This is a genomic window from Caulobacter sp. ALps2, from assembly GCF_058681635.1.
Genome location: NZ_JBZWKE010000002.1, coordinates 185,953 through 207,259 on the forward strand (window position 1 = coordinate 185,953; position 21,307 = coordinate 207,259).

The window sequence follows — 21,307 nt, forward strand, 5'->3', positions numbered from 1 at the left end:
TGACATTGGTCGGGCGGGCTCCGCGCCGGCAGGTTGGAGATGACGACATGGACGCCTACGACCTGATCGTCATCGGCAGCGGAACGGCTGCGCAGGTCGCCATCGCAAAGGTCCGCGCTGCCGGCTGGTCGGTTGCGGTAATCGACCATCTTCCGTTCGGCGGCACCTGCGCGCTGCGAGGCTGCGATCCCAAGAAGATGCTGGTCAGCGGCGAAGAGGCCATCGATGCTGCGCAACGCATGCGCGGGCATGGAGTCCAGGGCGAGCTGTCGATCGACTGGCCAGAACTGATGGCCTTCAAGCGAACGTTCACCGATCCGATCCCTGCAAAGCAGGAAGATCGATACGCCGACTTGGGGATCGATTCTTTCCACGGGCTTGCCAGCTTCGCGGACCCCGAGACGATCCAGGTGGACGGGCGCAGGCTGATGGCCCGCCACATCCTGATCGCGACCGGGGCACGCGCCATCCCGCTGGGCATTCCTGGGGCGGATCTGGTTTCCACAAGCGACGATTTCCTTGAGCTGCCGAGCCTTCCACGGCGCATCGTCCTGATCGGGGGCGGATACATTGCGGCCGAATTTTCCCACCTCGCCGCGCGCGCTGGCTCAGAGGTCGTGATCCTGCAGCGAGGCCCAAGGCTCCTGCCGCACTTCGACGCCGACATTGTTGGATGGTTGACTCCGCGCTTCCGTGAGCTCGGGATCACCGTCGAGACCGGTGTGAGCGTTTCCGCCGTTGAGCAGAACGCCGACGACCTGACTGTCCACGGGACGCGGCGCGACGGACCGGACGTCCAGGTTTCCGCTGACCTGGTGGTCCACGCGGCGGGCCGCGGCCCCGACCTCGAGGCGTTGAATCTCGCCGCCGGCGGGGTTGCGGTGAAGGAAGGACGCCTGCTGCTCAACGGACATCTCCAGAGCACCTCCAACCCGCGAGTCTACGCCGCTGGCGACGCCGCCGGGGTGGGGCCACCGCTCACGCCAGTCTCCAGCCACGACGGCAAGGTGGTCGCCGCCAATCTGCTTGGCGGGCCCGCGCGCGAGCCGGACTATCGCGGCGTACCGAGCGTGGCCTTTACAGTGCCGCCGATCGCGTCCGTTGGGATGGACGAGGCCGCTGCACATCGCAGCGGGCGCCGCTTCCGCGTCAACGCCGCCTCAACGCCGGACTGGTTCAGCGCACGCCGCTTGGCCGAGTGCATCTACGGCCACAAGGTGCTGATCGACGAGGATACCGACCTGATCCTCGGCGCCCATCTCGTGGGACCTCAGGCCGACGAGGTCATCAACATCTTCGGGTTGGCGATCCGCCACGGCCTTACAGCGGCCGACGTCCGGTCCACAATGTTCGCCTATCCGACCGGCGCATCCGACGTCGGCTACATGCTCTGACGGCTGGGGCGTCGCATCCGGACGCTCCAGCATTGTCGCCTGGCCAAGGCTAGCAGCGTGTGGCGAGCCTCATCGGAGTTTCAGAATCCGCGGTCTGAGCCGTATCCGCGACCTGGCCTCAACCAGATCAACCTCACATTCGGTGGCCGCGTTGTGGCGGCGAACCAATTTCCCGCATTCGATGGCGGCGGCTCAGGAGGACGGGACCATTCTTCATCTGCGGCTGGTTGAAGGCCACGGCTGCAATCGGTTCGTCCACCTGGATCCCTCAGGACTGATCAGGCCCTTGGGATAGGGTGGTCGTTGTCAGGTGGCCTGCATGACGGCTCCCTCGATAACAACGCCGCTGCTGACGTACTTCCAGAACGCCACCAGGAGCTTCCGGGCCAGCGCCACGATGTTGCTCTTGCGCATCCGACCGCCGTTGCGTGCCACCCGCTCGAAGAACCACTGGCTCAGGGCCGATGTGGGCTGATGCCGTGTCCACAGCCACGCCACTTGGATCATCGTCGTTCTCAGGCGAGGATTGCCGGCTTTCGCCACGCCCTGCTCATGGTCGATTGATCCGCTTTTCCAGGGCGTCGGGGCCAGGCCGGCGTAGGCCGCCACCTGTCGCCGATTATCGAGTTTCCGGTAGAGCGCTTCGGACCACAAGATGGCGGCGATCTGCGAGCCTATGCCTTTCAACTGCGCCAGCATCACCGCCGGCGTCGGCGCGGTCTCCTCGGCAGGCTGGATGAGAGCATCGCGCTCGACCTCGACGGCCTTCAGCTGATCCAACAGCAATTCGATCCGATCCAGTTCCCGGCCGATCTGCGCCTTTAGCCGCGCGGGCAAGGTTCGACCGTCACCGGTCTGTAGGCCGTCCAGTCGGGCACGCCGGTTCCGAAGGAGTGGATCATAGTCGAAGATGCCCTGTGCACAGAGCAGTCCCTTGATCCTGTTCGTGTGCTTGATGCGCTCGGCGAGCAGCGTCTTCCGCTCACGACAGATCCGCCGGCGATCTTCCTCCTCGGGGGAGGGCGGTCGGACCATTGAACAAACCCGGGGCTCGCCGCGCTTGTAGGCCAAAAGCGTACGCACCAGCGTCTCGCCGTCGATCCGATCCGTCTTGGCTTGGCGCCGCCGGCGCGACACCAGGACCGACGCGGCATCGACGACATGGCTTTCAATGCCTTCGCTCTCCAGGACCCGATGGATCCAGAACCCGTCAAGACCGGCCTCTTGGATGACGATGAAGGGGAATTCCCTATCTAGACGGTCGGCCGCTTTGTGCTTGAGCTGAGCGAGCCGGGCCAGCAAACCACCGACGTCGCCTGCGGGAACTGAGTGCCGGGATAGTTTTTCGCCTGCGCCAGGCGAGAGGGAGGTGATCAGCCAGATCGATCGGCTGAGCTCCAGCGAGACAAAGATCGCGCCGAGGTCGGTGCGGATGGCGGTGTGTTCTAGGTGGTCATGCATCGGGCGAGCTCCGGCGGGTTGGACATAGCGCCCTCACTCTGCCGGTGGCCGAGCGGAGCGCTACCCCGCCCCATGGGATCTTCATTTTTGCTTTGAGTATTTCGCGACCACCCGCCCTCGGAGGGAACAATCGAACATTGGTATTGTCGGGCGAGTGGGCGTTGTTAGTCTGCAACCTGCTGTTGGGGTGAGGTTGGGTCCGTGAAGGCTGATGAGTTTAAGACCTGGCTTCAGGCTCGCCGCTGGCGTGGTCAGCCCTTAACCGCCAAGGCCATTCAACACCGCCGGGGGAGGCTCAAGCGGGTCGAGCGCTCGCTGGCCGCCATGGGATTTCCTGACGCGGATATTGATGAACTGATTTCGCGGGGGGAACTGCCCGCCATGCTCGCCAAGTTGAGCAGCTATATTGGCTCCCGCGAGGGCGCGCCGCCGGTAAGTCTTGTCCCTCAGGCGGAGAATCCGGATGGTCAGTTGCGCAACCTGGTGGCGGTGACCCGTCTCTACGGCAGGTTCGCAAACGGAGAGGACCCCAACGCCCACGATCCGGAAGCCGACGACGTTGAAGATGATGCGGCTGAGGTTGGAAGCGACGCTGACGACATCCGGGCCGCGGCGCTCAAGCTCTATATCGATCCGGCGCGCCTGAAGGGCGAGGCCGAAGTATCCATTCGCGCAGGCGACTTGCACAATGCCCTGGGCCTCGACCAGGCTCACGCCAACGTCTGCCAAGCGCTGGGCGGCGCCAAGTTTCAGCAGTTGGCCAATGTGCAGCCGCCGCGAGTAGAGGGGCCGGGGCAAAGCTCGACGACAACCTACCACTTTAGCCTTCGGGCAGGCTCGAGCCTGACTACTGAGAGTGCGGCCTTGGCGGTCACGAAGCCCACCAACCTGATTTTCTACGGACCACCAGGCACCGGTAAGACCTACCGGACCGCGCTGGAGGCTGTGCGGCTGTGCGATGGCGATACGCCCGATGAGCGTAGTGATCTGGTGCGACGCTACGGCGAGCTTGAGCGGGAGGGGCGGATCGGCTTCGTCACGTTCCACCAGAGCTTCTCTTACGAGGACTTTGTTGAGGGGCTGCGTCCGGAGACGGCGGCGTCCGACATCAGCGGCTCAGCTGGTTTCCGGCTGGAGCCGCGCAACGGTGTGTTCCGCGAGATGGCGGCCCTGGCCGATCAGGCGCGTCTGGCGGCGGCCGCGCCGCGGAGGGCTGGCGGCCTGGATCTTTCCGGCCGTCGATTCTGGAAGATGGGCCTGGGCGCGATCGGAACCGAGGATCACATCTACGACGAGGCCATCGCGGGCGACTATGTCGTCCTGGGCTGGGGCGGTGAGGTCGACTGGAGCGACGCGGCCTATGAGGACATTGGAGCGGTTCGCGCCAAGTGGGCCGAGGTTGGACCGGCCGACAGCAAGCCGAGCAATGTCTCTCAGCTTCACCCGTTCCGCTCGGAGATGAAGAAAGGCGACATCATCATCGTCCCCTATGGCAACACCGCTTTTAGGGCGATTGGCGAGGTCACGGGCGACTACACCTTCGTGGCCAACCCTGACGGCGAGTACAATCATCGTCGCGAGGTCAACTGGCTCCTCAAGCTTGAAAAGCCCCTGCCGCTGGACAGCATCGTGGAGGGGGCCTTCACGATGCGAACCCTCTATCCGATCAATGCGAGCCGCATCCGGATGGAAGCGGTGTCGCGGCTGATTGGCGCTCCGGGGGACGCAGAGGCCACTGCGCCGGGCGTGGCCCCGTCGTTCGTGCTGGTGATCGACGAGATCAATCGCGCCAACATCTCCAAGGTGTTTGGCGAGTTGATCACCCTGCTTGAGGCCGACAAGCGTCTCGGCATGGAAAACGAAATCCGGGTCAAGCTGCCCTATTCCGGGGAGATGTTCGGCGTGCCGGCGAACCTCCACCTGATCGGCACCATGAACACGGCCGACCGCTCGATCGCGCTTCTCGACACGGCGCTTCGCCGCCGTTTCACGTTCGAGGAGATCATGCCCGACCCCGATCTGCTGAGGGCAGCGGCCCGGCGCACGGGGGTGGATCTGGTCGCGGTGCTGAAGGCGGTGAATGAGCGGATCGAGTATCTGTTCGACCGCGAGCACCAGGTCGGCCACGCCTTCTTCATGGCCTGCCAGGATCGTCACGACGTCGATGCGGTTATGCGCGATCGCGTCATTCCGCTGCTGCAGGAGTATTTCTTCGAGGACTGGTCGCGGCTGGCGATGGTGTTGGGCGAGCGGGAGGGGGCCAAGGAGGGAGCCTTCCTCAATTGCGACCGCATCCCGCCGCCGCCGGGCTTCGACGGCGAGGATCGCTGGCGCTGGTCGGTGCGCCCGTCCTTCGCGCCAGACGCCTACCAACGTCTGCTCGGCCGTGCGGCCGTGAGCGCTCCCGCCAATGAGGAGGCCGCCGGCGCGGCCGAAGCGGCGGCGGCCGAATGACCCATCTCTCGGTCCTGGAATGGGATCGGGTTGCGGTCGGGGAGGGCGGTTTCTCCCGCCGCCAGGCCGATCAGCTGCTGGCCGCGGCGCGGTCGCACCCGCTTGGCGGCGCTGAGGGGACCAATATCCTGATCGATCATCATCGTTGGCTTAGGAGCCAACAGGTGGTCGGCATCGTCGCGGGCGAAGGCTGTAGCTTGGAGATCCTGCCGAAGATCGACCAGCTCGGCGACGCCGTGTCCTCGGAGGGCCGCGCCGGGCTGCGCCATCGCCTGGTGCAGATGTTGGACGTGGCCCTGGGCCTGGAGATCAATCTTGGCCGTGACGCCGCCATGGCGCGGCAAGATGAAACCCTGCTGGACATCCTGATCCGCGCCTTCGCCGACCAGCTGACCAATGAGGTGAGACGCGGGCTACCGCGCCAGTATCTTCGGTGCGAGGAAGACCTGCCGACCCTGCGCGGCCGGCTCGATGTCACCCGCCAGTTCACGACGTTGGCGGTGCGGCCGGACCGGCTCGCCTGCCAGTTCGACATCTTGTCGCCGGACACGGCGCTGCTCCAGGTGATGAAGGCGTGCGTGGTATTCCTTGCCAGACAGGCCCGCCGCGCCGAAACCGTGCGCAGGCTCGCAGAGCTCCGCGTCGCCCTGGCCGATGTCGCCGACGTCCACCCGCATCATTTGGCCTGGGACAAGATCGCAATCGACCGATCGAACCGCCGTTGGCGCTCGCTGCTGGCCCTGGCGCGGCTGTTTCTTCGCCGCGACTGGCAGGCGACCCATAGGGCCAACGATCTGCGCGACTTGGCCGGCGTCACCTTGTTGTTTCCGATGAACGACCTCTTCGAGGCCTATGTCGCGGCGCTGCTGCGCAAGGCCCTGGCCCCAGAGGGCTACGAGGTCGTCTCGCAAGGTGGGCTGCGCTATTGCCTCAATGAGATTGCGCCCGACGGCACGCTGGGGCGACCCTTGTTCCGCACCAAGCCCGACTGCATGGTGCGCCGGAACGGCCGCACCGTGTTGGTGATCGACATCAAATGGAAGCGTTTGAGCGCCGCCGGCAGTGACCCAAAGCGTGGCGTCTCCCAAGCTGATGTCTACCAGCTCATGGCCTATGCCCGGCTCTATGACTCGGCGCGCCTTATGCTCCTTTATCCGCATCATCCGGACCTTGAAGGAGAGGGCGCGCTCGCACGTCACCGCCTCAATGTCGCCGGCGCCGATGAACGGCTGACGATCGCCAGCATCGACGTCGCGGCGGACCGTCTGGCGACCATGGCGTCGCTGAAAGCCTTGGTCCTCGGTGAAGCGATGGTCCCGGCCTGATGGTGGCGGGAGGCTACTGACTTACAGCTTGGGCGCCCACTTAGCGATTTCGGCCAGGATCTCGTCGAAGGCTGGTTGGCCGCGGAAATAGAGCGCGCTTGAGGCGATGTAGGCCTTCTGCAGCGTGGCCCGGGTCTCTGGGTCGCTGAGTACGAAGGCCTCGTTCTCGGCGATGACCGGATTGTCGGCCTTCGGGAACCGCTTGTCCTTGTGGTCGAGATACCCTTGCGTGCCGATAAACGCCTGCACGGTCGGATCCTGGAGCAGGGAGTAGACGTCGTAGTAGTGGCGCATGAAGTTGGGCGGGAACGCGCCGGTCTCCTGCTGCTGGCGGAACTTGGTGGAGATCGCCTGCAGCTTTTCCACGAGGGTGTGGCCGGGGTGGTAGCAGGCGACGCTCAGGGCGCGGTTGTCGAGAATCTCGACCCGGCTGGCGGCGAAGTCATAGGCCCACGAGCTGATGTCGCGCGGTTCGTTGGGCGCGACATCGTCGAAGCCGACTTCCAGCAGCACGCCGTCTTTCAGGCCTTCCACCGATCCATTGATGCTGGCGTAGGTCAGGCGAATGCCGGCGCTGCGATACTGGCGAGGGTCATCAAACGCCGTGTCGCGCTCGACCGAGGTGATGCCGTCGATGACGATGGTCTGCGCAAGCCGATCATAGAAGTCCCTGCGGCTTTGAACGTGAGCCGCCTTGTCGTGATTACGGCCGATCATCACTGGCGGGTCGGCCGGCGGCTCGATGCGGATGTCGATGTCTTCCGAGAAACGACTGATCAGTCCGTAGCCCTTGGAGAGCGAGGTGCCGCCCTTCAGCTCGAAGGTCAGGCCCAGCTGCTGCAGGCCGTAGAGGCTCTGCATGATCCAATAGTCCTTCTCGACCAGAGCCGGCGCGATACCCTGCGCCTCGGCGACGATCCGGATCAGATCGGCGAACTGGCGATGGTTGTGCAGGAAGTCACGCGGCATCCTGGGCTCCGACCTCGGCCCCAACTTCAGCCAGCGCGCGGGCGAAGAACTTCTTGGCCCGCTCGGAGCCGTAGGACTGGGCGGCCTTTTTCACGCGCGCCCGGTCACTGGCGGCCAGGCGCGCCCTGACGCGCTCGAGCACGTCTTCGGCGCTTTCGCCGAGCTGATCGAGGTTGTTGACCAGGTCGACCATCAGAAACTCAGCCGTGAGCTTCTTCGGGAACGCGGGCTTCATCCGAAAATCGTAGGTGCGGCCGCCGAGCGCGAATTTCCCGTGGCGCTTGTGGTTGTAGACCACGGTCTTGTTGTGCAGCTGGGTCGTGCCGACCCCAAGAGCATTGTAGGCGTTGGGCGAGGCCAGCAGGAACGGACCGCCCTTGAGGAAGGTCGACACCAGGGTGTCGTCCTCGGGCGGGGCCTTCCCGAACACCGTCTGTTTGGGCGCATAGTAGAGGCCGCCGGCCAGCTTGGTCAGCACGCCGGCCTGCACCGCTTCCTTGAGGTGACGATCGACCGCCGTCGACCATTGGGCCAGGTCCGCCCGGCGATACGTCTGCCCCGGGCGGAGCTTGGCCTTGAACTGGTCGAACTTGCTCATGGCTTCAACTTAGGCCTCCGCAGCCAGTTTGCAAGGAATGTCATTAAGAATCCATGCAAAGACGGACCGTATGGTGACCGCGAGGGGAGGGGGTGTCTTGGCGCTCCGGCCCTGTGGCGTTAGATGGCCTCATGATCCAGTCGACCACTCGTCTTAGTCGGGGCGCGCGCCTTCGCCGCCCGCAGCCTGTGTGGATCTACGGCGGGATCGTTCTGGCTGTTGTCGTCCTGCTTGGCCTGGGACTTCTGTTCTTCAGGCCGTAGGGCGCATTGGGGAAAGCTTTCCCCTGCGGCCGAGCCTCTAGTCTCGTCCGACCCCTTCTGCGGGGATACCCCGCAACGCCCCGGAAACGGAGAGCGGCCGTCGGGCGTGCTCGGTCCCGCCGCGTGCCGCGCCTCCTACGGGTCCGCCCCTGGCGGGCGCCTTCAGGCGCCGCCGGCCGCTCGACGGCGCGTCCCGCCTGGCCTGGCGGCCAGGCTCCTTGCAGCCTTCATTCAATCTTGAGCCTGCGCAGCAGGGTAAGCTCTGGCAATGATTCGAATTCCTGCGGGAAACCTGTTCGCCTCGGCGTCCGCGATTGGCGGGTCCTGCAAGTACTTGCAGGTCGCTCAACGGCAAATGCGCGAGACCGACCATGACCGTCTCGTGGTCGCGTTGGGTGATATTGGCGTCACGATCCAGGCAGCGACTTTCCTCAAGCGCGCAGCTGACGAGTTGGGATTCGTCGCCTGTAGCGCCGCCGCTGCGGAGTTTGGCGCAGTGATGGAGCGCTTTCCCATGCCAGCTGGGGGCGGCCTCCAGCTCACAGACGCCCAGCTTACAGAGCTGATTGCGTCCCTTGAGTATCTGCTGAAGACCTTCCGCGATGAGCTGGAGGCGCGGCCGATGTTTGTCCTGCAGCCCGGGTCGGCTTTGCTGCTGGATCAAACCGATCCACCGTTCGGTATCGCTGTCCTGGAAGCCTTTCCGGCGAGCGAAGTCGATGTCGGCGAGGCGGCGCGCTGCCTGGCGATGCGCAGCCACACCGCCTGTGTCATGCATCTGATGCGGGCGCTGGAGGTTCCCTTGCAGGCCCTCGCCCAGCGTTGCGGTTTGGCGCCCAACGCCAACTGGAACACGCTCCTCAATCAGATCGAGGTGCAAATCCGCCAACGACGTGAAGATCGCGACCCGGTCGCCGAGCAGTGGATGGCTGAGGCGGCGACTCAGTTTCGCTTCATCAAGAACGCTTGGCGCAATCACGCCATGCACGCGCGCGCCGATTACGACGACGTCCAGGCGCGCGAAATCTACAATAGCGTGGGAGCCTTCCTGCGGCAGCTGGCGAACCATCTGCACGAGGCTCCCAGCGTCGATCCGGCCTAGATGAGCGGCCGCCCACAAATCTGACGCTAAGCCTTCCGATTGCCAAAGGGCGTTGGCGAAGCCGCATGTTCCGCTTATGTTCTCCTTACGCCAGCCGGTGTGCAGAAGTGTGCATTTCTGGCCAGTTGTTTACACCGAGGCTTCAGCATGCGGAAATCACAGTCTGATTCGGGGGACGCTTGCGCCATGGCTGACGTTGCACGTGTGCATGTTCTTCTGCCGGCGGCCCAAGGTGAGCGGTTTGAGGCCTACTGCCGATCGAAGGGCCATAAGAAATCGACCCTGATCGCTCGTCTCATCCGAGATCATCTGGATCGGGAGCGCTTCGACGTTCAGCCAGGGCTCTTTCGGGACGTCCAGCAGTGACGGCGTCGAATCCCTACTTGATCCGCCGGCACACCAAGCGCCCCGCAGCAGGGGCGCCGACAGCAGTCGATCTGTTCTCCGGTGCCGGCGGCCTCACGCTGGGGCTGGTGGATGCAGGCTTCGACGTTCGGCTTTCATCGGACTGGGACGTGGCGTGCGAAGCGACACACAATCGAAATTTGCCGCAGGTCCCCTTCGTCCGGACCAGTGTTGAGAACCTCAGTGGGCCGGAAATCCTTGAGCGTACCGGGCTTAAGGCTGGAGAGCTCGACCTGCTCGTGGGTGGACCCCCGTGTCAGGGCTTCAGCATCATTGGCCAACGCCAAATCTGGGATCCTCGTAACGGCCTTGTCCGGCACTTCATCCGTATCGCGGAGGAGCTGAAGCCACGGTGTGTGGTTATCGAAAATGTGCCGGGCCTGGCGACACTCGAACAGGGGGCCGTGCTTCGAGAGATCGGCAGACTGTTCAACGAAGCCGGCTACGTCGTCGAATGCGCTGAGCTGCTGGCAGCCCAGTATGGCGTCCCACAGATGCGCTGGCGGATGTTCTTCATAGCTTGGCGGTTGGACCAAGGCCGGCGTGGGGGCTTCCCGCAACCGACGCATGGATCTTCGGGCATCGGCGATCTTCTCCCCAACCGCACAATTTCTGCTTCCGAGACGAAGGGTTTCCTGACGATCGGGGACGCTATCGGGGACTTGCCGGCCATCGAGGCGGGAGAGTGCAAAGATCGCTACGAAGGGGGGCCGAAGACGGCCTACCAAGTGGCGATGCGGGACCAACAACCCAATGATCTTGGCAATCACTATGCCGCACGCCTGGCCGCGCAGAATCTCGCACGCATCCGCTCGCTAAAGCCGGGGCAGGATTGGCGTGATCTTCCGCTCGCTTTGCTGCCTGGCGGGATGCAGCGGGCGCATCGGAAGGATCACACGCGCCGCTATCGCCGGATGAAGTGGGACGGGGTGGCGCGCTCGATCATCACGCGCTTCCGCGATCCCAAGTCCGGCGAATACACCCATCCAGAGCAACACCGGACGATAAGCATTCGGGAGGCGGCCCGTATCCAGAGCTTTCCGGACTGGTTCGTGTTCGAGGGCAGCTACACCCAGCAGTACGATCAGGTCGGCAACGCCGTGCCGCCTCTGCTCGGCCGCGCCGTCGCCGTCGAGTTGGCGAAGATGTTGCGTAGCGCCACCGATGAGGACGCAGCGCCCGTCAAGTCTCGATACCGCATGCCGGCCTCGATCAGGGCGGCGGAATAGAGATGGCTCGAGGTCCGCGCACCGAGACGCCTGGCAATTTCGTCAGCGAATGGTTTGGGCATCGGGTCCATCCCAACGTCATCTCGACGACCGCCTCGGTCGCCGATCAGCAGTCGGAACGCTGTCCGTTCTTGAGCGGCGCCACCAACGAGGATCGGCCTTGTATTAAGGCCGCCGCGGCGCGCGGCGTCTGCACGATCAGCAGCGTCAGCAATGGGCCCCGGCAAGATTGGCTGGTCTGTCCCTACCGCGCCCTGAGTGATGGTCTTGTTGAGCGCGCGACCCGCCAGCTCTTCTCGATCCCCGAGACGGTGACGCCATTCGTCACGCCCGCGGTGACGCTGAAGCACGACGACGTCCGAACCGACATCGTGGATCGGCTGAAAGCGCGGCAGCCGGTCTTTATCTACCTCGACAAGAAAACCGGCGGTGAGCTCTCGATCCCGCCGACAGATCGATCGCCGGAGTTTTCCTTCGACGTCACCATAGTCGAGCTGACGATGGAGGAGGGGGCGCCTCACATTGACCGCTTCGGAATTTTGGAAATCCAGACGATGGATTTCCACGGCTCCTACCGTGATGCCGTTCGCAATCTCCGAGAGGGCTTGCGGATGCATCCGACGCGTTTTGGGCCGACCGTTCAGGACAATCAGTGGTGGCTGTCTGAAGGCGTCGAAGGGCCGAACATAGCTAACGTCTTTAAGCGGACGTTCTACCAGATGATGTTCAAGTTCCAGCTAGGGCAGCATGACCGCTGCGCTGGCTGTGTCCTGGCTGTGCCCCAGTCGGTCTGGGACAGCTGGCAAAGACATCTCGGTGCGCCCGAACTCGTCGCGGAGGCGGATGGGACGCATAGCCTTCTGGCCCCCGGACGTGTGCGCCTCGATCCCTGCCCAGCCTGGATCTACGTGTTTGATCCCGATGCGACGTCGCCGGAGACCCCGTCTCCAATCGTTCTGCGAAAGATGATTGGCACGGACGCGCCATCGATGTCGCACTGGGCCCTTGAAGTCGCACCGGCCGCGGCCCTGTCCAACATCGACTCCGAGGCCGGGATGCTGTCGGTCCTGTCCCGTCGTTTGAAGCTCTTTTGGCCGGAGCTCGCCAAGACGGTCGTTGTTGAGCTTTCAGGCGATCGGAATGCCAGGACGCCAACCTCAAAGCCGCGCCGTACAAAGACCATTCAAGCCCCGCTGGCGGCGGTCGAACAATCCAGTGACTACGCGGGCCCATCACCCGAGGCCGTACACGGCGAGACTCCTGACGAAGGGTAGCGAAACCATGGTTCGGCTGGGCATTAGGCTGCGCCGGCATCCTGGTGTCTCGGAGGTCCTTCGCTTCGACGGGCGTATCCGACGGCCGCAGATGTAGAGCTTCTGCACTCCTCGTCGCTGGCGTAACCGCGGCGGCATTTAGCGGCCGTTATTTTATTGAACGCCGCTATGGCGGCTTGCCTGCTTGAAAACCAGTAGGACTTCTCTTGGCCCCGCGAGCCGATGCGCCCCCAGTTGCGCACCAGCAGCACCTCGTCAAAGAGGCTTGGCTGGAGTCGCGCCGACCAGAACCTCGACATGTTGCGCGTGGGATCGACGCGGCGAAGGATCATCCGCGGCCAGTCGGTCGCCAGGGCCTGTTGGGCGGTTGCCGAGCTCACGAGTGATCCTCCGGGTTTGGAGCAGATTCAGTGCGCCCGACCACGCTTAGGCGGCTTTCCGGCCGATCGAGGCCCCAGCGACGCATCGCGTAGAATTCAAGAGCCCGCCGGACGGTGACCGACAGTTCGCCGTCGATCCCGTAGTCCCAGCACACCGCCCGCTTTTGGTTTTCCTCAAGGTGAGCGGCCGGCGCCAGGGTGAGGGTCACCCAAGAGCACCAGTCGGTATCGAGCGGCAGATCGACGGCTGCAGACTCCGCCTGAGCTTGGTTCGGCGCCATGGCGATCCGCGAAAGGACAAAGTCTCTGAAGTCTTCGCGCAGGTGGCAGTAGGCCCGAACATGCCAGCGCTGACCGTCTGACACGAACGCTGTAGGCGTGATCGACCGATCCTCCGCTGTGGCGCGTCGCATGGTCTGGTAGGCGACATGGATTGTCTTGCGATCCCGGATGGCCCGGTACAGCCGCGCCATCAGGCCGACATCGAGTGGCCTGTCCAAAGTCGGCAGCACTTCAACCGCCAGTCCAGCCTGCCGTGACCGTTCCAGCCAGGACTCGAGGGCGGGCGGACCGAACAGCGGTTCAAACGTCGACGCGGCCTCGTATCGTCTTTGGCGAGTATCGTAGATCACCTGTCCTGAGGGCAGGGCGGCGAGGTATGCCTTGAGGTCCAGCGCCGCCTGCGGCTGCGACACCCGGAACGTGTCGATCAGGTCGCGGCGATTGACCCGGCCTTCCCAAAAGAGAAGTCCGTCGAGAAACCTTTGCCTAGCTTCATACGCGTATCGCGGCGTGGGAGACGACATGCCGAGAGTCTAGTTGACGGCCAAGCTCTAGTCCATATAGAAACTATATAGACGGGAGGTTGGGCTTCAGATGCGGATCTTGCACACATCAGATTGGCATCTGGGCCGGACGCTGGCGCAGGAGAGCCTCCTCGACGACCAGGCCCAGCTCCTCGACCAGGTCTTCGCAGCGATCGTCGAACATCGCGTCGACGTGCTGATCATCGCCGGCGACCTCTTCGACCGGGCGGTGCCGCGCAAAGAAGCGGTTCAGCTGTTCAACGATTTCCTCGCCCGCGTTTACGCCGAGACCGGCGCTGCGATCGTAGCGATCGCGGGCAATCACGACGCCCCCGACCGCGTTAGCTTCAACTCGGCGCTGCAGGATCCGCGGCGCGTGTTGATCCGGGGCCCTTTGCGAGACCGACCCCACGCCTTGGTCTTGAGCGATGAGCACGGGCAGGTGGCTTTCTCGGCGCTGCCGTACTGCGAGATTTTCGCGGCGAGGGAGGCGTTCGACGATGTCGGCATCGCCAGTTGCGCCCACGCCCTCTCAGCCCAACTGGCGCAGGCCCGCCTGCATGTTCCGCCAGGCGCGCGATGGGTGGTGACGGCCCACGCCTTTGTGGAAGGGGGACGGATCACCGAAACCGAGCGGCCCTTGGCTCAGGTGGGCGGTATCGAGACGGTCCCGTCAGCGATGTTCGATGGCGCGGCCTACGTCGCTCTAGGTCACCTTCATCGCGCACAAGAGGCCGGCGCCGCTCACATTAGATACTGCGGCTCCTGGATGGGCTTCGGATTCGATGAGGCTGATGAGCTAAAGACTCTGAGCCTGGTGGAGCTGGACGCCGCCGGAGTGGCTAGAGTGACCGAGCTTCCGCTGGTCAGCCCGCGTCCGCTGCGGGTCGTGACCGGAAAGTTGGCGGACCTGGTCGCGGCCGGGCGCGCGCCTGACGCGCTCGGGGCGGGTGCTCTGATCAAGGCGGTGTTGACCGACGAGGGCGCACTCATCGATGCCATCGGTCAGTTGCGCGCGGTCTATCCCCACGTGCTGCAGTTGGAACGCCTGAACCGCCTCGCCGCTGTCGGCCCGGGCGCCGGCGCAGCGGCGGTTGATCGGCAAGACCCGGTGAAGCTGGTGGCCGGCTTTCTCGATGCGGTGCGCGGGAGGGGGCCTGACGACGTCGAGACGGGCATGATCGACGAGGCCCTGACCGACCTCCAGAGCGAGGAGGTCTGACATGCGCCCGATCAAAATGCGCCTGACGGCTTTTGGACCGTTCCCCGACACGCAGACCGTCGATTTCCGCCCGGCGTTGGGCGCTCGCCTGTTCGGCATCTACGGACCAACAGGAGCGGGCAAGACCTCGATCCTGGATGGCATTTGCTTCGCACTCTTCGGAGAATCGTCAGGCCAGGAGCGGCAAGGCGACGACCTGCGTTCACACCATGCCACGCCCGATATTGAGACCGAGGTGAGCCTGATCTTCGAGGTCGGGGCCAAGCGATATAATGTCGTGCGGCGACCGCGTCAGACGGTCCGAGGCAAACGGGGCGATGCCCTTGTCGAGCGCCAGCACTGGGCCGCCCTCTACGACGCGACCGACATTGAGGTCGATGACATCGAAGCCGACAACCCCGGCGTCGTGATGGAGGAACGCAAGGTCGAGGTCGTGGCCGATCGGATGCGGTCGATCTTGAACTATAGCGCCGCCCAGTTTCGTCAGGTGGTGCTGTTACCCCAGGGACAATTCCGCCAGCTGCTGACGGCCTCCAGCGACCAGCGCTCCACTGTGCTGCGGGGGTTGTTCGACGTCTCCCTCTACGAGCGCTTTGTTGAACGGCTGAAGGCCGAAGCCTCTGAGCTGCGTAATGAAGTTGAGACGGGCAGGTCGGCGATCAACGGGCTTCTGCAAGCCCATGCCGTGTCCGACACCGATGCGCTGGCGGCCCTGATCGAAACCCTAACGGCCGATGTCGGCGTACAGACGGCGGGCCGCGACGCTGCGCGCGGGGTCCGGGATACGGCCCGCGCAACGCTGCAAGCGGCTCAGCAGATCCAGGATCGATTCACAGAACACGACGCGGCGCTGGACGGCCTTAATGGGGTCCTCGCCCGCGCGCCCGAGATTGACACCCTCAACCTGCGCAAAGCGACCGCTGAGCGCGCTGTGGCCTGTGTCGCCGCCGATGATCGGGCCAATGAGGCCGACAATGATCTAACCGCCGGCGTGGCAGCCCGGACTCTCGCGGCAGACCAGGCGAGTGAGTCGGCGCGCCTGCTTTCTGAGGCGATGGCAGGCCTGCAAGCCTCCGCTGCCCGTCAACCCGTACGGGACGCCGCTATCGCGGCGGTGACCCAACTCGAGGGTGTGCAGAAGCGTGTGGCCGGCGCCGAACCGCTTCGAGAGGCGGCGCGCAGCTCGTCGCAAGCCGCTCTAGAGGCGAAGGCCGCTCTCAAGCTGGCGGCCGATGACCATGATGTCGCCGAGCAGGCGAACGGCGCGGCTAACGCGGAGCTCACTAGCGTTCAGCAGACTGTGCTGCGGATCTCGCAGATTGAGGGCGCTCTGCAGCTCTTGAGACAGGCGCGGGAAGAGGCCGCTCAGTTCGCGAACGCCACCGGCGCTGGCGAGAAGTTCGCCGCCGCGAGGTCGGCCGCTTCGGCCAACCATGAACGACTGGCCGGCGTCCTCGCGGCCTGCAGGGTGGCCGAATCTACTGCCGAAGAAGCACTTGCTTCGGCGCAGGCTGCGCACTTGGCAGCAAAACTCGAGGATGGGGCGCCATGTCCGGTCTGTGGAGCCACGGAGCACCCTCTGCCTGCCGGTGGGGTCGGCGAGGGTCTCGGCCTCGACGCCGCGTGGCGCCAAGCTCGCAGCGCGCGAGAAGCCGCGGACGCGGACGAACGTCAGGCCGCGCAGGTCGCGGCGAGGGCTGACGGCGAATGGACGCAGGCCGTCTCTACGTTGGCGGCGCTGAAGGCGCCTGAGCGGGATGTCACTGCGTTCACGGCAGACATCGTCGCCGCGGATGCAGAACTCGAAGCACTGCAGGCGGGCCCGGACATTGCCACGGTCCAGGCCGCCGTCGATGCCGCCAAACTGCACCTGGCCTCGACAACCTCAGCGCTCGCCGCCGCTCGCGATCAGCATGTCGCAGCTGATAAGGCGGCGACTTCGGCGGCAGCCGCGCTGGCGGCGTCGCTCGCGGACGTGCCCGAAGATCTGCGCGACGCTGCGGCGGTCACCCTTCGCGTCCATGCGGCTATCGAACACCGGGACCAGTTGAACGACGCGCACCAATTGGCGGTCGAGAACGAGCGGCGCGCTAGTGAGGCCGCCCAGGCCGCACGCTCTGGGCTCGGCCACGCTGAGGCTCGGGTGAAGGAGCTGACCGCGGCGCGCGATACGCAGCGGGCTTCGTTCGTGGCCGCAAAGGCGACAGCTGGGCTGAGTGATACTGCTTACACGGCGGCCAAAGCAGATATCCCCAACATCCAGAACCTAGCCTCGACGATCACCGAGCACGTCGCTGGCTTGGCCGCCGCGCAAGATCGGAAGGACCGCGCCGTTGCGGCCATTGCTGGTCTGGATCGCCCCAACTTGGAGGCCAGCTCGGCCGCGCTGACGGACGCCGACGCGATTCTAACCAAGGCTGAGGAACTCCTCACCACGACCACGATGAGGTTGTCGCAGCTTGAAGCCACTCAGGCCCTTGTTGCCCGCCTCGCCGCAGAACTCGCCGAGGCCACGGAGCGGTATCGTGTCCTCGGTGAGCTGGCCCAGCTGACCGATGGTCGAAACGCCCATCGCCTGCGCCTGCGCGATTTCGCTATCGCCGCGACGTTCGACCTGGTGCTCGAAGCGGCCAACCAGCGCTTTGCGCGCATGTCGCGCGGACGCTTCTCGCTGTTACGGAAGTACGAAGGAGGCGACGGCCGGGCCCGGGCAGGGTTGGATATCGAGGTCTACGACGCCCACACCGATCAGAAGCGCGACGCTCATACGCTATCCGGTGGGGAAGGGTTCCTCGCATCTCTGTCGCTAGCACTCGGGCTTTCGGATGTCGTCCAGGCTGAGGCCGGCGGCGTCAAACTCGACGCGATCTTCATTGATGAAGGGTTCGGCCACCTCGATGACGAGACCCTCGATGTCGCCCTTGATACCCTGCGTGACTTGGTGGGCCAGGATCGCGCGGTCGGGGTCATAAGCCACGTCGAGGCCGTGAAGGAGCAGATCCCGATGGGCTTCGACGTGGTCCGCCAGCCGCAGGGAAGCGTCATCAGCCAACGGGTCGGACTATAGGGGACGGCGATGACAGGAAATGCAGCAGTAGATTTGGCGGCAGCGCTTCGCGGGGCCGCGGAGGCGGCGCAGGCTTGTCTGGTTGAGGGAGTCCCCGAGCAGGTCGACCGCCTTTCAGTCCCGATGATCCGACTTGGACAAGAGGACGCTGCCCGGTTGTTGGGGATCGCCCGGCCGAAGGCCGTATATATGATCGAGGTCCCCTTCGATCCGGAAGAGGCCATCAACGACGCCGCAGAATCGCTGGCCGAATTGGGGGTTGAGAAACTCCCGGCTTCGCTGAAAGCGGCTCACCGGCGAGTGGCGGATCGGGCCGGGGAAATATGTACAACCTTGGCCGCATTTATGGTCGATGGCGTGTTGCACACGGCCGTCGCGTCAGCCGATTGGCATGATGCGTTTGATGAGGCCGTTGACGAGATGCTCGATGCGGCACGGGCGGATGCAGAAACCCAAGGTCAGGCGGGCGCCAAAGCCGCCAACGCCGAGATCGCCGCGAAGGCGGCCATCCTCGCAGCCCATCCGTCGTTCAATTTCAGCAGGGTATCGTTCGATAAGCGGCTGACCTTGGCCGAGGCACTATTCAAGGATTGCGACGACCAAGAGCTGCGAGAAGTGACACGCGTCGCTGAGAACCTCTTCTGGCTTGAGCAATCGGGATTTACTTCGCGGGGCTGAGCTGGAAAGCCGGTGCGCACAGGGGGAAGTGATGCTTCAAGAAATCAAAGTCGCCAGTGAGGCCACTTACTCAGCCGCTGGCCAAGTCCTAGACAATCTGAAGTCCATAAACTTCGTTTTCGGGACGAACGGTTCCGGAAAGACGACGATTTCTCGGGTTATTGCGGACCCCGACGTTCGGCAGGCATGCAAGCTGACCTGGAGCGGCGGAGCCCCTCGCGAATGTCTAGTTTACAATAGTGATTTCGCTGACCGCAACTTTGCAGCCCAAATGCCGGGGATATTCACCCTGGGGGAGGCTCAAGCGGAGACCATTACCGCGATCGAGGTCGCGACACGGCAAGTGCAGTCTTTGACCCAGGAAATTCAGGGCCTCAGAGGCACCCTGGGAGACGAAACTTCGGGAAAACTCGGCGAGCTGCGCCAGCTCCGCGCCGCTTTCGAAGAGAAGTGCTGGAGCATCAAGACCACCCACGACCCTCACTTCCAGGATGCCTTCACGGGCTTTCGTAATTCTAGGACGAGCTTCTGCGACAAAATCCTCGGCGAGTGGGCGCAAAACTCGGCCAGCGTCGTCGCGCTGGACGATCTAAAAAGACGCGCCCTGACGGTGTTTGCAAAGGGCCTCGAGCGCATCGCGCCCCTTGAGGCCCTCGACTCGGCCGAACTCTTGGGCCTGGAACAGACGCCGGTGCTCGCGAAAAAAGTCGTCGGAAAGGACGACATCGACATTGCGGCGTTAATCCGCAGGCTGGGCAATAGCGACTGGGTCCGGCAGGGACTTACCTACATCAATGAATCCGGCGGCCAATGTCCATTCTGCCAACAGGACATCGCCGATGACCTGGCGCAGAAGCTAAACGAGTATTTTGACGAGACGTACCTCGCAGACCTTCAGGCGATCGAACGTACCCGTGATGCGTATGCAGCTTTTTCGAAAGTGATTCTGGACCGGCTTGAAGGCCACGTTGTATCCGGAAATCGGTATCTCGATACGCCAGCCCTTCAGGCAAACATCGACCGCTTCAAAGGCAAGGTGGAGTTGAACCTTCGCCAGTTGGAGCGGAAGCGGAAGGAGGCTAGCGCTCAGATTACGCTAGACGGACTGGGTGACGTTTTGGCGTCCCTGCTCGGCGCCATTGAAGCGGCCAACGTGGAAGTCGCCGCTCACAACGCGATGGTCGACAATCTCACAAACGAACGCGCAACGCTGATCTCGCAGATCTGGAAGTGCCTCCTCGAGGACGCGAAGCTCGAATTTACCACCTACACCGCATCAAAAACTGCCCTTGATCGAGCCGTGACGGGCTTGAACTCGGGCCTGACGGGCAAGCGGCAAGCGCTAGCCCAAGCCAAGGCCCACCTGGCGGAGCTCGAAAAGGGCGTCACGAGCGTTCAGCCGACTGTCACCGAGATCAACGCGATACTTAAGTCGTTCGGTTTCACCGGCTTTCGCCTAGCGACCGCCGGCGAGCATCAAAATTTATATGAAATTGTTCGGGGCGACGGGAGCGAAGCTGCGGCCACCCTGAGTGAAGGTGAGCGCAGCTTCATCACGTTCCTCTATTTCTATCACTTAATCCGCGGAAGCGTGACCACAAGCGGAATGAATGCCGAGCGGATCATAGTTTTTGATGACCCGGTTTCAAGCCTAGATAGCGATGTACTGTTTATCGTCAGCGCGCTAATTAAGCGGGTTATTGACGAGGCTTGCCGCGGTGATGGACTAATCAAGCAAGTATTCGTACTGACACACAATATCTATTTCCATAAGGAAGTTTCCTTCGACCCAAAGCGGGGGAAGGAATGCCGCGCCCATGAGACGTTCTGGATCGTCAGGAAGCTAAACGATGAATCCGTCGTCGTTGGCTATAACCACAATCCGATCAGCACCTCCTACGAGTTGTTGTGGCAGGAGGTTAGATCGCCAGAGCGTTCGAAGATTACCCTTCAGAATACTCTTCGTCGGATCCTTGAAAATTATTTCAAAATTCTCGGCAACCTCGACAAGGATGAGATAGTCGAGCTGTTCGACGGGCGCGACCAGCAGATTTGCGGCTCGCTATTTTCTTGGGTGAATGACGGGTCGCATAGCTTCAACGACGACCTGTATATCTCGGCGGACGACGCAGTGATCGCGCGTTACCTGGACGTCTTTCGCCGGATATTTGAAGTCACCCACCATCAGGCCCACTATGAGATGATGATGGGACCAGAGGCGCTTGCAGCGTCCGGCCTGGCCGGTACGGTTGCAGTAGCGCCAGCCGTGCAGTGAGAGAGGGCCTTGGCATTCAGTCAGTTAAGGCGCCCTAATATCCATACAAAACAAATAGTTAGAAAAACGCATAATTAACATTATCGGAAATCATGGGGTTGTTTTTGGTCTTGTATGGGTCGGTCCAAATCTGGGTCTATCCCCGCAAAGGTCCCAAATGCGACATAGGATTTAAGCGGCCAGCGCTCTTCGCCCGTGGTCTCGAAGCTCTCCTGAGGGGCCGACGTATCGGTAGAGCGTCGCGCGGCTGACCTTGAGCTCCGCGCACAGGTCGGCGACGTGGGTGTCGCGGTTGGCCATCGCCGATTGCGCCAGGCGGATCTGATTCTTGGTCAGCTCGAACTGGCGCCCGCCCTTGGGGCTCACCTCAAGGTTTGTGCGCTAAACCTCGGTTAAAAGCACAAA

General features: G+C 63.4%; 15 protein-coding genes and 1 pseudogene. 10 read left to right on the top strand and 6 right to left on the bottom strand.

Translation table 11 applies throughout. From position 1 onward, the window contains the following. Positions 1-47: 47 nt before the first annotated feature. Positions 48-1,394, top strand: a complete 1,347-nt coding sequence (locus ACW173_RS25915) for a dihydrolipoyl dehydrogenase family protein (protein WP_492086103.1) — start codon at positions 48-50, stop codon at positions 1,392-1,394. Between the two features lie 306 nt (positions 1,395-1,700). Here ACW173_RS25915 and ACW173_RS25920 read toward each other — a convergent pair whose 3' ends face one another. Further along, entirely contained in the window at positions 1,701-2,855 is a 1,155-nt protein-coding gene (locus ACW173_RS25920; protein ID WP_492086104.1) for an IS110 family RNA-guided transposase, read from the bottom strand. 201 nt (positions 2,856-3,056) lie between these two features. Here ACW173_RS25920 and ACW173_RS25925 point away from each other — a divergent pair, with 201 nt between their 5' ends. Both ACW173_RS25925 and ACW173_RS25930 read left to right on the top strand, forming a co-directional pair. After that, entirely contained in the window at positions 3,057-5,309 is a 2,253-nt protein-coding gene (locus ACW173_RS25925) for a DUF8426 domain-containing protein (protein WP_492086105.1), read from the top strand. Further along, positions 5,306-6,634: an McrC family protein gene (locus tag ACW173_RS25930; protein WP_492086106.1), complete on the top strand. Its 1,329-nt coding sequence runs from the start codon at positions 5,306-5,308 to the stop codon at positions 6,632-6,634. Before ACW173_RS25925 ends, ACW173_RS25930 begins: the two co-directional genes overlap by 4 nt. A 21-nt stretch (positions 6,635-6,655) precedes the next feature. On the opposite strand, the gene ACW173_RS25935 is transcribed toward ACW173_RS25930, so the two are convergent. Beyond that, complete coding sequence (locus tag ACW173_RS25935; protein ID WP_492086107.1) at positions 6,656-7,603, bottom strand: nucleotidyl transferase AbiEii/AbiGii toxin family protein; 948 nt, start codon at positions 7,601-7,603, stop codon at positions 6,656-6,658. After that, positions 7,593-8,201 (bottom strand): hypothetical protein, encoded by a 609-nt coding sequence (locus tag ACW173_RS25940; RefSeq protein ID WP_492086108.1) that lies wholly within the window; start codon positions 8,199-8,201, stop codon positions 7,593-7,595. The genes ACW173_RS25935 and ACW173_RS25940 overlap by 11 nt, the downstream gene beginning before the upstream one ends. 618 nt (positions 8,202-8,819) lie before the next feature. Here ACW173_RS25940 and ACW173_RS25945 point away from each other — a divergent pair. The 3 genes from ACW173_RS25945 (at position 8,820) to ACW173_RS25955 (ending at position 12,474) form a co-directional block, all read left to right on the top strand. Then, positions 8,820-9,566 (top strand): hypothetical protein, encoded by a 747-nt coding sequence (locus ACW173_RS25945; RefSeq protein ID WP_492086109.1) that lies wholly within the window; start codon positions 8,820-8,822, stop codon positions 9,564-9,566. 383 nt (positions 9,567-9,949) lie between these two features. Continuing rightward, complete coding sequence (locus tag ACW173_RS25950) at positions 9,950-11,200, top strand: DNA cytosine methyltransferase (protein ID WP_492086110.1); 1,251 nt, start codon at positions 9,950-9,952, stop codon at positions 11,198-11,200. Positions 11,201-11,202: 2 nt separating this feature from the next. Then, positions 11,203-12,474: a hypothetical protein gene (locus ACW173_RS25955; protein ID WP_492086111.1), complete on the top strand. Its 1,272-nt coding sequence runs from the start codon at positions 11,203-11,205 to the stop codon at positions 12,472-12,474. 23 nt (positions 12,475-12,497) lie between these two features. Here the strand turns inward: ACW173_RS25955 and ACW173_RS25960 are convergent, their stop codons facing one another. Then, complete coding sequence (locus ACW173_RS25960) at positions 12,498-12,806, bottom strand: WGR domain-containing protein (RefSeq protein ID WP_492086228.1); 309 nt, start codon at positions 12,804-12,806, stop codon at positions 12,498-12,500. Positions 12,807-12,850: 44 nt separating this feature from the next. Then, positions 12,851-13,660 carry a helix-turn-helix transcriptional regulator gene (locus ACW173_RS25965; protein ID WP_492086112.1) on the bottom strand — a complete coding sequence of 270 codons (810 nt, stop codon included), beginning with the start codon at positions 13,658-13,660 and terminating at the stop codon, positions 12,851-12,853. A gap of 70 nt (positions 13,661-13,730) precedes the next feature. Between ACW173_RS25965 and ACW173_RS25970 the strand changes: the two genes are divergently transcribed. The 4 genes from ACW173_RS25970 (at position 13,731) to ACW173_RS25985 (ending at position 20,902) form a co-directional block, all read left to right on the top strand. Continuing rightward, entirely contained in the window at positions 13,731-14,882 is a 1,152-nt protein-coding gene (locus tag ACW173_RS25970; RefSeq protein WP_492086113.1) for an exonuclease SbcCD subunit D, read from the top strand. Between the two features lies 1 nt (position 14,883). Continuing rightward, positions 14,884-17,949, top strand: coding sequence for an AAA family ATPase (locus tag ACW173_RS25975; protein ID WP_492086114.1), 3,066 nt, complete (start codon positions 14,884-14,886; stop codon positions 17,947-17,949). A gap of 189 nt (positions 17,950-18,138) precedes the next feature. Beyond that, positions 18,139-18,627, top strand: a complete 489-nt coding sequence (locus ACW173_RS25980) for a hypothetical protein (RefSeq protein ID WP_492086115.1) — start codon at positions 18,139-18,141, stop codon at positions 18,625-18,627. A gap of 31 nt (positions 18,628-18,658) precedes the next feature. Further along, positions 18,659-20,902 carry an AAA family ATPase gene (locus tag ACW173_RS25985; protein WP_492086116.1) on the top strand — a complete coding sequence of 748 codons (2,244 nt, stop codon included), beginning with the start codon at positions 18,659-18,661 and terminating at the stop codon, positions 20,900-20,902. Positions 20,903-21,073: 171 nt separating this feature from the next. Here the strand turns inward: ACW173_RS25985 and ACW173_RS25990 are convergent. Next, a pseudogene (locus ACW173_RS25990) lies at positions 21,074-21,259 on the bottom strand (hypothetical protein); the annotation flags it as partial. Positions 21,260-21,307: the final 48 nt, after the last annotated feature.

What these genes read in the sequence shown, in the direction of transcription:
- ACW173_RS25915 (WP_492086103.1), top strand. Translation starts at nt 48, where the DNA reads ATGGACGCCTACGACCTGATCGTCATCGGCAGCGGAACGGCTGCGCAG.
- ACW173_RS25920 (WP_492086104.1), bottom strand. Translation starts at nt 2,855, where the DNA reads ATGCATGACCACCTAGAACACACCGCCATCCGCACCGACCTCGGCGCG.
- ACW173_RS25930 (WP_492086106.1), top strand. Translation starts at nt 5,306, where the DNA reads ATGACCCATCTCTCGGTCCTGGAATGGGATCGGGTTGCGGTCGGGGAG.
- ACW173_RS25935 (WP_492086107.1), bottom strand. Translation starts at nt 7,603, where the DNA reads ATGCCGCGTGACTTCCTGCACAACCATCGCCAGTTCGCCGATCTGATC.
- ACW173_RS25940 (WP_492086108.1), bottom strand. Translation starts at nt 8,201, where the DNA reads ATGAGCAAGTTCGACCAGTTCAAGGCCAAGCTCCGCCCGGGGCAGACG.
- ACW173_RS25945 (WP_492086109.1), top strand. Translation starts at nt 8,820, where the DNA reads ATGCGCGAGACCGACCATGACCGTCTCGTGGTCGCGTTGGGTGATATT.
- ACW173_RS25955 (WP_492086111.1), top strand. Translation starts at nt 11,203, where the DNA reads ATGGCTCGAGGTCCGCGCACCGAGACGCCTGGCAATTTCGTCAGCGAA.
- ACW173_RS25960 (WP_492086228.1), bottom strand. Translation starts at nt 12,806, where the DNA reads ATGATCCTTCGCCGCGTCGATCCCACGCGCAACATGTCGAGGTTCTGG.
- ACW173_RS25965 (WP_492086112.1), bottom strand. Translation starts at nt 13,660, where the DNA reads ATGTCGTCTCCCACGCCGCGATACGCGTATGAAGCTAGGCAAAGGTTT.
- ACW173_RS25970 (WP_492086113.1), top strand. Translation starts at nt 13,731, where the DNA reads ATGCGGATCTTGCACACATCAGATTGGCATCTGGGCCGGACGCTGGCG.
- ACW173_RS25975 (WP_492086114.1), top strand. Translation starts at nt 14,884, where the DNA reads ATGCGCCCGATCAAAATGCGCCTGACGGCTTTTGGACCGTTCCCCGAC.
- ACW173_RS25980 (WP_492086115.1), top strand. Translation starts at nt 18,139, where the DNA reads ATGATCGAGGTCCCCTTCGATCCGGAAGAGGCCATCAACGACGCCGCA.
- ACW173_RS25985 (WP_492086116.1), top strand. Translation starts at nt 18,659, where the DNA reads ATGCTTCAAGAAATCAAAGTCGCCAGTGAGGCCACTTACTCAGCCGCT.